Origin of the sequence: Streptomyces sp. NPDC057950, assembly GCF_042887295.1 — a bacterium.
Taxonomy (GTDB): Bacteria; Actinomycetota; Actinomycetes; order Streptomycetales; family Streptomycetaceae; genus Streptomyces; species Streptomyces kaempferi.
Map to the genome: position 1 here is coordinate 57,164 of NZ_JBHVPP010000036.1, position 12,434 is coordinate 69,597.

13 protein-coding genes and 1 pseudogene are annotated in these 12,434 nt (G+C 67.9%); 7 read left to right on the forward strand and 7 right to left on the reverse strand.

Annotation, left to right across the window (positions count from 1 at the left end):
• Positions 1 to 85: 85 nt before the first annotated feature.
• A complete protein-coding gene (locus tag ACFVTC_RS40115) occupies positions 86 to 619 on the forward strand; it encodes a hypothetical protein (protein WP_390134361.1) in 534 nt (177 codons plus the stop codon).
• 642 nt (positions 620 to 1,261) lie between these two features.
• Here ACFVTC_RS40115 and ACFVTC_RS40120 read toward each other — a convergent pair.
• Both ACFVTC_RS40120 and ACFVTC_RS40125 read right to left on the reverse strand, forming a co-directional pair.
• Positions 1,262 to 1,792 carry a phosphatase PAP2 family protein gene (locus ACFVTC_RS40120; protein WP_390134364.1) on the reverse strand — a complete coding sequence of 177 codons (531 nt, stop codon included), beginning with the start codon at positions 1,790 to 1,792 and terminating at the stop codon, positions 1,262 to 1,264.
• A 978-nt stretch (positions 1,793 to 2,770) separates the two neighbouring features.
• On the reverse strand, positions 2,771 to 2,995 hold the full coding sequence (locus tag ACFVTC_RS40125; RefSeq protein WP_390134367.1) for a hypothetical protein: 225 nt from the start codon (positions 2,993 to 2,995) through the stop codon (positions 2,771 to 2,773).
• Positions 2,996 to 3,122: 127 nt separating this feature from the next.
• Here ACFVTC_RS40125 and ACFVTC_RS40130 point away from each other — a divergent pair, with 127 nt between their 5' ends.
• From ACFVTC_RS40130 to ACFVTC_RS40140, 3 genes are all read left to right on the forward strand, one after another.
• Complete coding sequence (locus ACFVTC_RS40130) at positions 3,123 to 3,593, forward strand: peptidoglycan-binding protein (RefSeq protein WP_390134369.1); 471 nt, start codon at positions 3,123 to 3,125, stop codon at positions 3,591 to 3,593.
• 102 nt (positions 3,594 to 3,695) lie between these two features.
• Positions 3,696 to 4,550, forward strand: coding sequence for an IS5 family transposase (locus tag ACFVTC_RS40135; protein ID WP_390134371.1), 855 nt, complete (start codon positions 3,696 to 3,698; stop codon positions 4,548 to 4,550).
• Positions 4,547 to 4,945: a hypothetical protein gene (locus tag ACFVTC_RS40140; protein ID WP_390134373.1), complete on the forward strand. Its 399-nt coding sequence runs from the start codon at positions 4,547 to 4,549 to the stop codon at positions 4,943 to 4,945. The genes ACFVTC_RS40135 and ACFVTC_RS40140 overlap by 4 nt, the downstream gene beginning before the upstream one ends.
• Before the next feature lie 530 nt (positions 4,946 to 5,475).
• Here ACFVTC_RS40140 and ACFVTC_RS40145 read toward each other — a convergent pair.
• The 3 genes from ACFVTC_RS40145 to ACFVTC_RS40155 are packed head-to-tail and all read right to left on the reverse strand — an operon-like array spanning position 5,476 to position 6,840.
• The gene (locus ACFVTC_RS40145; protein WP_390134375.1) at positions 5,476 to 6,102 is read right to left on the reverse strand and encodes a LysR family transcriptional regulator; all 627 of its coding nucleotides are present in this window, start codon (positions 6,100 to 6,102) and stop codon (positions 5,476 to 5,478) included.
• Positions 6,103 to 6,112: 10 nt separating this feature from the next.
• The gene (locus tag ACFVTC_RS40150) at positions 6,113 to 6,445 is read right to left on the reverse strand and encodes a winged helix-turn-helix domain-containing protein (RefSeq protein WP_390134396.1); all 333 of its coding nucleotides are present in this window, start codon (positions 6,443 to 6,445) and stop codon (positions 6,113 to 6,115) included.
• A gap of 56 nt (positions 6,446 to 6,501) precedes the next feature.
• Positions 6,502 to 6,840, reverse strand: coding sequence for a MerR family transcriptional regulator (locus ACFVTC_RS40155; protein WP_390134378.1), 339 nt, complete (start codon positions 6,838 to 6,840; stop codon positions 6,502 to 6,504).
• Between the two features lie 856 nt (positions 6,841 to 7,696).
• Between ACFVTC_RS40155 and ACFVTC_RS40160 the strand changes: the two genes are divergently transcribed.
• Both ACFVTC_RS40160 and ACFVTC_RS40165 read left to right on the forward strand, forming a co-directional pair.
• Positions 7,697 to 8,437, forward strand: coding sequence for a DUF6292 family protein (locus ACFVTC_RS40160; protein ID WP_390134380.1), 741 nt, complete (start codon positions 7,697 to 7,699; stop codon positions 8,435 to 8,437).
• Between the two features lie 634 nt (positions 8,438 to 9,071).
• Positions 9,072 to 10,571, forward strand: coding sequence for a cryptochrome/photolyase family protein (locus ACFVTC_RS40165; RefSeq protein ID WP_390134382.1), 1,500 nt, complete (start codon positions 9,072 to 9,074; stop codon positions 10,569 to 10,571).
• A gap of 16 nt (positions 10,572 to 10,587) precedes the next feature.
• Here the strand turns inward: ACFVTC_RS40165 and ACFVTC_RS40170 are convergent, their stop codons facing one another.
• A complete protein-coding gene (locus ACFVTC_RS40170; RefSeq protein ID WP_390134384.1) occupies positions 10,588 to 10,728 on the reverse strand; it encodes a hypothetical protein in 141 nt (46 codons plus the stop codon).
• A 25-nt stretch (positions 10,729 to 10,753) separates the two neighbouring features.
• On the opposite strand from ACFVTC_RS40170, the pseudogene ACFVTC_RS40175 reads away from it, so the two are divergent.
• Positions 10,754 to 10,977, forward strand: a pseudogene (locus tag ACFVTC_RS40175) (ISL3 family transposase); the annotation flags it as partial.
• Positions 10,978 to 12,110: 1,133 nt separating this feature from the next.
• On the opposite strand, the gene ACFVTC_RS40180 reads toward ACFVTC_RS40175, so the two are convergent.
• Positions 12,111 to 12,434: DNA-directed RNA polymerase subunit alpha C-terminal domain-containing protein (locus tag ACFVTC_RS40180; RefSeq protein WP_390134386.1), on the reverse strand; the 324-nt coding region annotated here is incomplete at its 5' end.

Here is a 12,434-nt window from a genome sequence, read left to right on the forward strand (position 1 = left end):
GCGCCTCGAATGGACGAATCTGACGCTGCTCTACCCAACGCGGTGATGGATCACCGGTCACGGCCGGGCGGGGATAATTCTGGACATGAGGTCACCTTTCCTGCCGGGCTCGCTCTTCTACGTGACAGGCGGGCTGTCGTGCGTGTGCGTGATGGTGACGGGGGCTGGCGCGGGTTTCTTGCTGGATGCCTGGCGGGGCTTGGGCGCCGGACTGGTCGTGGGCGTGGGCCTGTTCCTGCTGATCGTGAAGACCACCGTCGCGCTATGCAGCCTTCAGACGCGGGAGACCCTGCGTAGGCTCACGCAGGGCGACCCGGAGGGGGAGGCGGCCGCGCACATGGTCTTGCACGCGGTAGCCCTCTACGAGGCAGCGGTGTTCCCGCTGCGGCCCGGCGGCGTCAGCCCGGACGAGCGAGAGGTCCGACGCCTCATCGCATACCGGTTCGCGGCCCGTGAGGGGCTGCCGCAGCAGGTGAGGGTGGCGGCAGCCGAAGCACTGGGAGCCGTCGAGCAGAGCCAGGACGCGAGGCAGGCACAGGCAGCGGTCTGGACCTTGAACAAAGCGGTCCGTGACTGCCGCCCCGGCTTCATCCACCTGCACGACGGCCAGTCTTCCTGAGGCCGGCGGTCACACAGATGCCCCATTCGACGCGGCAGGGTCCCCTCGCCGGTGTGACGATGCTGGGGGGTGCCTCGCCCGGCACGGCACAGGGCTCCCTCCGCCGTGCACGGCCTCTCTCCTCGGCAGGCTGCTCACGGCCCACGCAGCCTGCAAACCCCGGGCGGCGATCAGACTCCGTTGAGTCCAGGCGGCATGGTTCCGGTGCTGCAGCGCGTCCGGCGGCCGCGTTGCCCTCCGCGCTACTTCTCAATCGTGCCGTCCCCCGGCCGCTACGTCCCACGCGCTCCAGCCTCATCCTCCATGTCACGATGCTGTCGGGTGTCCTGCCACGCACTGCACACCACTGGGGTACCGTCCCGCCGTGCGCGGCTCCCCGCCCCCCAGCCCTACGGCACAGCGCAAGCCGTCACCAAGGCCGCGTTCCTGGCCGCCGACGCCGAAACGCCGGTGTTCGTGCGCTTCTCGGACTGGGCGGTTGTGTACTCGACATGCGATCACCTCCTGTGCTGTTCCTGCCGCCCGGGTCGATGCGGCAGCCCGGGCTGTGGTGGCCGAGTACCCCGAACCGTCTTGTTCAGGAGGGGCATGAGCGGCCGTGTGCAACGGCTTCGCCATGGGGCGATGTGGGGCTGCCTGCGGCTAATGCTGCAGAAGGCTCGGGGTGTGCAGGGTGAGCCAGGCGCTGCCTAGGCCGATCAGGGCTCCGGCTGCGACATCGGTGGGGTAGTGGGCTCCCGACTGCACCCGCTCGACGGCCAGGAGGGCGGCTGGCACCGCGCAGACAGCGGCGGCCAGCGGCCAGGAGGAGGCGACTGCGCCGGTGAAGGCGACGGCGGCCGCAGTGTGACCGGAGGGGAAGGAGGAGGAATCGGGCCGGTCCTCCACCTCGTCGTGCTCGATCCATTCTTTGGGCGGTCGGGGCCGGTCGATCAGTTGCTTGCCCACCCCGTTCGAGAGCAGCTGAGCGAGGGCGAGTGCCGCAAGCCCCGCTGCTGCGGATCTGCGTCCACGGCGTCCGCCGAAAACGGTCATGACTACCGCGGCACCGCACCACAGCTTGCTGCTTTCAGCTGTCTCCTCCACCGCGGAAAGCAGCCGGCCGACACCGGGCGGTATACGGCCTGCCGCCCCCTGGGTCAGCAGCCGATCTGCGTCGCGAACATCTGCCATCAGGTGCATGGGCAACAGGTATCCCCAGGCGACGCCACCACACCTGCCCGAGTCAGCCGGCTCAAAGCCTTCGGCTCCTCATCGCTTGGATCCGGCGTGTTGTGCAGCGAGGCTTCGCAGCAGCCCGAGGACAGATGGCATCGAAGGGAACTGGCTGCAGGTGTAGACGGGGGCAGGCAGGGTTGTGTGCCTCGGACCGGAGGCGCGCGCCAAGCGGAGTTGGTCCGCGAGGCCGCGGCTCTTCCCCCATCCGGCGGAGAACGACCACCCGGTCCAAGGATGCCCAGCCCGCGCATGGTGAGGAGTCCGGCGACCGCGGCGCCCGCGGTGCGGGGCAGAGTAGTGGTGCGGCCGATGTACTGCAGCCGTTCCTGGTCGTCGCATCTGCCGAGCAACAGCGTGCGGGACACTGCCAGGGAGCCGGAGATGGCGCTGACGATGGCTTCGGTGGGCTCGTGGATCTTTGATCAGCACGCCGCGAGCGCGGTGGAGTCCGGCAGCGCGCCGCGGCGGCCGTGATGTCGGCGAGTGTACGAGAAGGGCGGCCTGTTCTGACCGTGCGGGGGCGGTCCCCTGGCACATGGCCGAACCAGGGGGACCTGGACCGGGGCGGGCCCTCGCGGGCAGCGTCCACACCTGGCCCTGCTCTACAAAGTCCCCCGCCTCGTAGCGTTCACACGCTCTGCCGTGCCGCGATTGGGAGTCTGTATGCCTGCCGGAGCTTGTCCTGCTGTGCGATGCGCGACGACCGCGACTGCACAGGAGATTCCGTGAATCGCGATGACGAGGGCCAAGGCTCGACACCAGGAAGGTGTGCTCCAGGTCGAAGGCGGCGGAGAAATGCCTGCCAGAAGCGGTCCACGTCGTTCCGGACGGGCTGCTGGTGCCGGCCGGGGCAGGTGGCGCCGGTCTTCGAGGACCACAACCCCACTGGCGGGGTGTCTCGTTCCTTCGACAGGTGCTCGACCTTCGGCCGGATCAATGTGCCTGCAACGACGGGTGGTTCATCATTGTGGTTGAGTCAGGACGAGCGGTGGGCGAGCCTTGGGGGGACTCGTCCCACGCCTGGGTCTGGGCATTGCCGTAGTTGGTGGTGTCGGTGTCGGTGTCGGTGACGGTGATTGCGGGTTCGGGCCAGGTCTCCGGCCTGGTGAAACGGAATTCCGGGCCATGCTTGGGTGGCCGGCCGTTGACGCCGTGCATCCGCGGGTGGTTTCGGCAGACGCATGACGCGGCGGCACACGCTGGAAGAGGAATGCAACCTTCCAGCGCTTTGGTCTGTCATGATGATGTGGTCACGACAAAGGGTCATGAGGCAACGGGAGAAAATATGCAATTCCGTACTGCCAAAATCAAGCTTGTCGCAGGTGTGGTCGGTGCACTGACCACCGCCGCCACCCTCGGTCCGGGCGCCACGTCAGCGTCCGCTGCCGAGGTCCACTGCGCCTCCTTCACCTGGGTGCAGGCGGGCGGGTCGGTGCCTGACGGGTCTTATTACCTCCACAAGCCGTCGACGAGCGCGAACTCAGGAAACTACAACTGCGTCGTGACCCGGGGGGACCACAACTACGCCGTACTGGCCTTGCAGGAGACCCTGATCACCTGCTACTCGCAGAACATCCAGCCGGATATGGACTTCGGCCCCGCCACCGAGCAGGCGGTAAAGAACGCCCAGACCATAATCAACGGAAGGTGGAACGCGGGGCTGAGCGTGGACGGCCGTTTCGGCCCCAACACCAGCTCCTGGTTCTCCTTCAAGCAATACAAGCAGGACGGCACCCACACCAACGGCTGCTTCTGAGTGGGCGTTAAGTCCGATCTCCCTCGGTTGGTGATCGCTCGATCGTGGTACTGACCGGCGTATGAGTCATCGGGTGGGCATGTCCATGTTGAGATGCGGGGTGTGAAGAGAGAGCCGTACCTCAGCGACTTATCGGACGAGCAGTGGGCGTTGATCGAGCCGATGATCACGGCCTGGAAGCAGGACCGGGTGGCGCGCTCAGCGACGGGCGACCCGGGCTCCTGCGACCTGAGGGAGGTCGTGAACGCGATCTTCTATCAGAACCGGACGGGCTGTCAGTGGCGCTATCTGCCGCACGACTTGCCGGCCTGGTCGGCGGTGTTCTACTACTTCGGTCTGTGGCACGAGGACGGGCTCGACCAGCGGATTCAGGAACTCCTGCGCTGCCAGGTGAGGGAGAGAGCCCGGCGATTAGAGGACCCGTCCCTCGTGATCATCGACACCCAGTCCGTCCGCGCGGCTGCCGGTGTCCCGAAGACCACGACGGGACTGGATGCCAACAAGAAGGTGTCGGGGCGCAAGCGGGGACTGGCCGTCGACGTGCTGGGGCTGATCATCGGCGTCGTCGTCCTGGCCGCATCCGCCCATGACAACGCCGCCGGCACCGCCCTGCTCGACCAGGCCGCCGAACGCTGCGGGATGCGGCTGGAGAAGGCCCTGGTGGACCAGGGCTTCAAGGACGAAGTCGTCATCCACGGCGCGTTGATGGACATCGACGTCGAGGTCGTCCGCCGCAACCCGGCCGACCAGGGCAAAGGCTTTGTCCCGCAGCCGAAGCGGTGGGTGGTGGAGCAGACGAACGGCACGCTGCTGCTGCACCGGCGTCTGGCCCGTGAGTACGACCACCGGCCCGACACCTCCGTCTCGCGCGTCTACTGGGCCTCCACCGCGAACATGACCCGCCGCCTCACCACACCGAGTCCCACCTGGCGCGACACCCTCGGGCTGGCCGCGTGAACGTCACCGAACTCCTCGCCGGCCTCCAGGCCCAGCACGACGAAGTCACCGCCCGAGCCGCAGAACTACGCGGTCAGATCGAGCACTTGACCGCTGCCCTGGCCGAGACCCAGGCCCGACTCGCGGACCTGGACACCACCCGGAAGGTCATCGCGGAGGCCGCGCCGGCAGGAGCCGAACCCGACCCTCCCGAGACCAGCACCGCCTACCAGGCCATCGTGAACGCCTTCAACCAGCACCCCGACCAGGTGTTCAGAGCCCGTGAGCTGCACGAACTCCTCGGCATGCCCACCGACGAAGCGACCGTCAACATCACCCGCAGCCGCCTCGGACGCCTCACCCGCCAAGGCTTCCTCACCCAACCCGGACGCGGCCGCTACCAGAAACGGACTTAACGTCCACTGAGAGCGCGGCCGGGACCTTCGGAACCTGCTTGCAAGCCGCACTGGCGGCCTCGGTAGCCCGGTATCAGGTGGGCCCAGGCCAAGTTGATGGCCGCCAACTGAGAACGATCAAGGCCGGGTCGGTCCGCTGGCCGAATGTGCCGGCCTCCGCGGCGCGGTCCCCACGGAGACCGCGCCCCAAAGAACCACAGGCCCATGGACCCCACGAGTTCCGTTGGCCGAACGGTCACTGTGCTGTTCGGCCAACGCGTCCACGAGTTTCGCGTTTCGGACACCACCCCGTTGACCTGCAGCTTCCGGGTTCAGAAACAGTAGCAGCATCAGCGCCTTCACCGGCCGGACCGGGATTTTTCACAGTGGCGGAGGCTGGCTATGAACAGCGGACCGCCCGGCGAACAACTGCAGCCGGCCTCCGCGACCGCAGGCTTCGCCCAGGTGCGGAGATGCCGTGCGCGGCCCAGGGGAACGGCGGTCGGCCGCGCACGGCGCCGGGTGTCTCGGTGCGGTGCGTACCGGGACACTCACCGGCATCGTGACACCGGCCGCGTGAGCGCGCCGCGTTGAACAGGGCAGCCGGATGACGGAGCCACAGCCCGGCGGCCGCGCGCAGCCCCCCGAGCGGGACGATGACGACTGCGCACGGCCGAAGCGCCCTGGGTTAGCAGGGGGCCCCACCGAGTAGCGGCACGTGCCATGAGGCGAGTGCGGCGAGCGCCAGCCGTCCGGAGCGCGGAAGCCGCCACCGACGAGCAACTCGCCCCGTCCGCCTGCAGCGCGCGTACCAGCGCCGGGGTGGCGGCCTCCCGTGTCGTGACGCAAATGCCGGGTTGAGTGCGGCGTAGCGCGGCGAGCGTGCGCGGCAGGATGAGCGCTCCGGCGCTTGGGAAGGTCCCGAACCGCACGACACCGCGTTCCGGCGCCAGGCCCTTCAGTTCGCGCTCGGCCGCGGCGAGCGCGCCCAGTGCGACGACCGCGTGCCGCAGCAGGGTCAAACCCGGTGCTGTGAGGGTGACGCCGCCGGGGCGGCGGTCGGAAAGAGTCACTCCGGCGGCGCGCTCGAGGACGGCGACCTGCCGCGAAACGGCGGACTGGGTGTAGCCGAGCTCTGCGGCGGCGGTGAAGCTGCCACGCTCGGCGATCTCGCACAAAGCCTTTCGGTTACTGGCATACCTGTGTGTCGGCCTGGTGCCGGTCCACGTGGCCGACAGCGAGTTCCACGAGGGCGCGGACGCAGAGTCCGGCTTCGATTGGGTGGCGGGACGGCTGGTCGAGACTGAGGGTGTACCGATTGCGCCGTCCGACCCGTTCCCGGCGCAGGTAGCCGGCCTGCTCGAGGTCGGTCACGACTGCCTGGACGGCGCGCTCGGTGATCTCGCAGGAGGCAGCCACGTCGCGCAGTCGCGTGCGCGGGTCACGTGCGATGGCTATCAGGACCCGCGCGTGGTGGGTCAGGAAGGTCCTCGCCGGTTCGGGCGATCCATGATGCAGCAGCCCTTCGGTCCGCTGGCTGATCCCGCCTGGAGGGACCACGGTGTCAGCCTCTGCCTTCAGGCCGCGGCTGTCGGGGTCGCGGACTCGGTGGTGCGGCGGTGTTCGGTGTTGATGCGCTGGGCTTCTTCGAGCTGGTCCTCGAGGATGATGATGCGGCAGGCGGCCTCGATGGGGGTTCCCTGGTCGACGAGTTCCCGGGCGCGGGCTGCGATGCGCAGTTGGTAGCGGGAGTAGCGGCGGTGGCCGCCCGCGGAGCGCAGCGGGGTGATCAGGCGGGCTTCGCCGATGGCACGCAGGAAGCCCTGGGTGGTGCCGAGCATCTCGGCTGCCCGGCCCATCGTGTAGGCGGGGTAGTCGTCGTCATCGAGACGTCCGAAGGAATCGTCTGCTGTCATCTGACCTCTCTGTAATACGTGTTGAGGGGCCCTGGCGCTGTTGCTGCCAGGGCCCCGAAGGAACTGCTACACCATCTGCCGGCCCTGATACCGCGCCGGCTTTATTTTCCGCCTACCGACCGAACTGCTGTCGGGAGTGCGGGGATCGCGGTTGCTCGACCGGAGACCACCTCACTATCGATGTCCTGCGGTACCCGGGCTCAACACTCCGCCCGGGCGATCCTGATGGCGCTCGGCCCCTCCGTTCTTTCCCTCTGATCAATCACTTGCGTCCTGCCGGTACCGCGAACTGCTCAGTGACCTGTCGCAGCGTCACTCTTCGGCAGCCAGCCCCGTCGCCCGTCCTGCACTACTGCTCTGGCTTAGAACCCCACTGCCGAACCTCCCGGTGCGCACGCCCGCAGCCGACGCCTTCACCGAGGTACCACTCACATACTTCGCTGCTGGGTACCGCGTACTTCACTCAACCGGTACTGCCACTGCTCGGCGGCCCCTGATCACTGCGGGCCACCCGGTCCGGTCGTCAGCCCCGTCGCCGTCCTGCAACAACGCTGGCTCCGAAACTCCACCACCGCACCGTCCAACGCACCGCAAGTACACGGTGCTGCCTGGCAGTTCGTGTCTGCCGGGCCCTGCCGCCTTCCTGGCTACGGGAGAAACCATACCCAGACGATCAGCCAATGTCTACTCTAGCCAGCATAGATTTCCGTATGGCCCGTGAGAAGGTAATCGAGCTCGAACAGCACAGCCGCTCCCCCGGCGCAGCGCCGAGTGCAGGTCGGTACCCTCACCAGCCGTCGTCGTCCGATCCCGACAGTGGAGAGAGAGTTCCGTGGCCAGCGAACCGAGCCCCCAGATGTCAGCTGAGCTCGCGAGGCGGGCGGGCCACTATGCCGCCGCTGTCGCCGAGTGCCTCCTGGAAGCGGGTCTGCCGGTGACCGGGATTCAGAGTTGCGGTCCCTGGCGCGACACGGACGGCGAGTACCTCGACGTCGAGGCCGCCATCTCGTTCACGCAGGCATTCCAGGACCAGCACGGCGGGGGCGACTGCGGGCTCCACTGGGCGGGCACGTCCGGCTGGTGTCTCTACACCACCGACAAAGAGGACCGGTACCTGTCCGGTGCCCGGTGGCCCGGGGCCGGCCTGCTTCCCGAGCCCCAGCTCGTCACGGCCTTCGTCGACGCTTTCCGACTCGACCCGGCCATGTCAGGCAGCAGCGAACAGCCGTCCTACCGACAGGAGGGCCAGGACATCCCCACACTGCTGGACAGCCTGGCCCCCTACCTTCCCGCCCAGCCCTACCTGTTCGAGGAACCCCAGATCCGCTTCGCCGACCTGCACAGACGCGCCTACGAAAACCGCGTGCAGCGGGCACTCGTCTCCCGCGCTACCGACCCCCTGACCCACCTGCACCTCCGCCAGGGCGAGCTCACAGCCCTCCTGCACCTGCTCGAGTACGCCGAAAGCAGCAACCCCAGCGCCCTCAACAGGCTGCTGGCCGCCGACCTCGGCGCCCGCGCAGGCCGACCCCCCGAAGCCGCAGAGACTCACACGGGTGCCCTCCAGGAAGCGAACCATCGCCGGCAAGCATTTTGAGAGGGCCGGAGCACACACGCAGAACGCGCCGGCCGGCCGCTCTCTGCGCCGCCCCGGCAGCTTCCCGCTCCGCGCACTCCCGCTCGGCGCGACGGCGCGGGGCGGATTCAGGTGCAGGCCCGCAGGGACCCGCCCCGCGGGCGCTCGGGGAAGTACCCGTGGGGCGGGAGTTCATCCCAGACCACCCAACGACCAGACGTACAAACCGTTTTCCGGCTGGGTAGCCCAACGGTGTCGCACCTCGCTGAGGGAGGACAGTGGCCGAGGTCGTCGCAGCGGACCAGAAACGGTGTCCAAGAGGGCGGACGGATCGTTTTGACGAACGTGACGGATGATCATTGGATGACCTCCAGCCAGGGCACACAGGCAGGCAGCGGCAAACGCAGAGCCGACGTCCATCTCCCTGGACAACCGCGCCGAAGGCACCCCGCGCACGCCCGTGGCCAGACCCCAGCAGAGGCCCCGGACCAGGGCACACCCGTGTATACACAGCTATCCGCGGAATGGGCCGCCCGCGGTGCCAGCGTGCCCTGCCCCCGACCCGCTTTGGCAGCGTCTGGCCTCTCCCGAACACCTCAGGCATGAGACAGAGAGCACCTTGCGCCAGCTACACGGCAGGAAGGAAGGACGCGGTATGCACTGGCTTTTCGGCGATCAGCTCGGACCACACTTTCTCCGCCCCTCGCAGGACATTGATCTCACAGGCGACGCACCCTTGCTGATGATCGAGGCGCGCTCGGTGTTCAAGCGCCGCCGCTTTCACCGAGCCAAGGCCCACTTGCTGCTCTCCGCGATGCGCCATCGCGCGGCGGAACTCGGCGACCGCGTCACCTACGTGCGCGCCACCACCTACCGGGACGGCCTGGACCAGGCCGCCCGCGGACGTCACGTCACCGTCCACCATCCCACCTCCTATGCGGCGTTGGCTCTTGTGCGCTCGTTGCCGAATGTGGCCGTGGGCCCCGCACGTGGCTTCTTGGTGCCCATGCAGGACTTCGCCGCATGGGCGCACCGCCACGGCGGACGGCGTCTGCGGCAGGAGGACTTCTACCGCTGGGTGCGACGTGGTCACGATCTGCTCATGGATGAGGATCACCCTGCTGGCGGCCGGTGGAACCTCGACCACGACAACCGCCAACCTCCGCCTCGCGATGCCACCACCCTCGCGGTGGACCGCCCATACCGACCACGCGAAGACGAGATCGACGAAGAAGTACGCCACGACCTCGATCATTGGGAGAAGGATGGTGACGTGTCATTCGTCGGACGAGACAGTCCGCGCCTGTTCCCGGCCACGCGGGCCGAGGCTCGCACGGCCTTGCGATGTTTCATGGACCACCGGCTCCCCACGTTCGGCCCGTACGAAGACGCCATGCTCGCCGAGGACCAGGTGATGAGTCACAGCCTGCTGTCCTCCTCGCTCAACCTCGGCCTGCTCGACCCCGCCGAATGCGCCGAGCGGGCAGAAGCTGAGTGGAGAGCCGGCAGGGCTCCCCTCAACAGCGTGGAGGGATACGTGCGACAGGTCGCAGGCTGGCGAGAGTACGTGTGGCAGCTGTACTGGCATTTCGGTGAGGAGTATCGGCAGCACAACGAGCTGCGTCACACAGCGCCGCTGCCCGACTGGTGGAACGATCTCGACGCGAACAGCGTCGGCGCCCGCTGCCTGCAGACGATTCTGGCCCAAGTACGGGACACGGGGTGGACACACCACATCCCGCGACTGATGGTTCTCGGCAGTTACGCACTGCAACGCGGCTGGGACCCCGCCGCCGTCACGGACTGGTTCCATCGCTGCTTCGTGGACGGCTACGACTGGGTCATGGTGCCTAACGTCATCGGCATGTCGCAGTACGCCGATGGCGGCCGAATGACCACCAAGCCGTACACGTCCGGCGGTGCCTACATCAACCGCATGAGCGACCTCTGCGGACCCTGCGTCTACCAGCCCAGAGACCGGACCGGCGCGCATGCCTGCCCCTATACCGCGGGCTACTGGGTCTTCCTCGACCGGCACCGCTCCAGGTTCGAGCGCAACCACCGCACCGCCCGCGCGGTGAAAGGACTGGACCGGCTCACCGATCTCGACGAAGTGCGGCGGCAGGAACGCACACGCGGCGACACACCACCATGAGGCTCCTCCGTGCGGGCTACGGATGACAGTGGGGTAGTTGGGGCCAGTGACGGGCTGCTGAGAGGCGGCCGTCGACGGTGATCTCGAAGGCGTTCAGCGCGGTCTCCCAGCGCATCGTCCAACGAGCCTGGCCCTTGTCGGTGGGCTCAAGCGACATGATCGCCATGTAGACGCACTTCAAGGTGGCCGACGAAGGTCAGCAGATCGTGGTGCGGGCACGGACTCCGCGGGTCACTACGATCTGCCCGGTGTGCCCCCTCAGAATGCATGCACGGCTCTCACTGGCGGACAGTCGTGGATGTGCCGGTCGATGAACGATGTTCCATGCGCGAGTGCGGCGTCTGGTGTGCCCACGCGCGGCTGCCACCACACCTTCCGTGAACAGGTGCCCGGTGCCCTGGACCGGTAGCAGCGGCGCACCACCCGCCTGACCAGGCAAGTAAAGCCCGTTGCCTAGGAGTTAGCGGGCGGTGACGTGGTGGCGGATGCAGCGCCACGATGACACGCTGCCCGTATCTGTCAGCCAGCACATCTCGCCAGGGCCAACCGACGCCACGGCTGGTCACAGTGTTCCAAGCGGCAGCGCCAGACCCTCTCCCAGCAGCCGCGCGCGGGCCCCCCGGGGTGTCGCCCCCAGGGCCCGCTGCCGGTTGCTGACAGCTCAGGACCGCGCCCTGCCTGGTACGAGGTCAAACCGTTGCCGAGCTCTGGGCAGTCCGCCATCAGTGCGCGACCGGCCCCTGCTCTCGTGTGCATACAGCCGACTGGCGTGCGTGGTGCCACAGCCGGTCGTGGAGCGAGTTGTACGGTGCGAGGGCCGCACGTGATCGTTTCGTGCATGCGAGGAGCGTGCGGCGAGGTCCGGCCCGTGCACGGGCCGGTGTGGTGATGCCCCCGGGCTAGCCGACTTCCCCCGACGGCCCCGGGGCATCACACACGGCAGCCCCAGCAACCGATTCTCAGTCAGGGGCTCCTGCAAAGGCGCGGCACTGCGAACGGGCTCGGGCTGGACAAGACCCGGAAGGCCTGCGCGCGCTGCAGTCGTGGAGGGTAAATCGCCTGGCTGGCGAAATGCTCGTACTGGCTGCCATCCGCCGAACCAGCCTCGAAGCCGACCTCCGCTGTGTCGCTGATGTGCCGAACGGTATCGAGGCAGTACGCCGGACCGGCCCGCACGGCTCTTACACTGGGGGCTTCCATGACGCGTTCTCCAACTTAGCGAGGAGGCCGGCGCGGAGTCGGTGGTGCAGGCCACCCGGATCACGCTGGGCCTGCTGGCTCAACGGATCGGCCGGCTCTCCGAGGAGATCCGGCTCGCGACAGGCACAGCAGGCAAGGTATGAACCCGGCGGCCGCGGCTGGCAGAGCAGCGCTTCGTACGTGAAGTGGCGAAGCTGTGCCGCTTTATCGTCGACTGCCTTCGCCAGGGTTTGTGCGCGGGCGCGGACCTGGCGGAGGCCGCCCAGCGAGCTGGGATCAGTGTGGAGGTTCGCCTGTCCCCGTACGCGAGGTGTCTCTCTGACCGGTGCAGCGCAGCGTTCAGTATTGCTCGGTCTCCATAAATCCCGCGTCCGCGTCGTCGTCGGCGCCGAAAGCGTCGGCAGCGGCGGTCGGGTCGAATCCGGGCGGGCTGTCCCTGAGGGCCAGGCCCATGCCGGCCAGCTTCGCCTTGACCTCGTCGATGGACTTCGCACCGAAGTTGCGGATGTCCAGGAGGTCCGCCTCCGAGCGTGCCAGGAGCTCACCCACCATGTGAACGCCCTCACGTTTGAGGCAGTTGTACGACCGAACGGTGAGCTCGAGCTCCTCGATCGGCAGGGCGAGATCAGCGGCGAGGGCGGCGTCCGTGGGGGACGGGCCCAT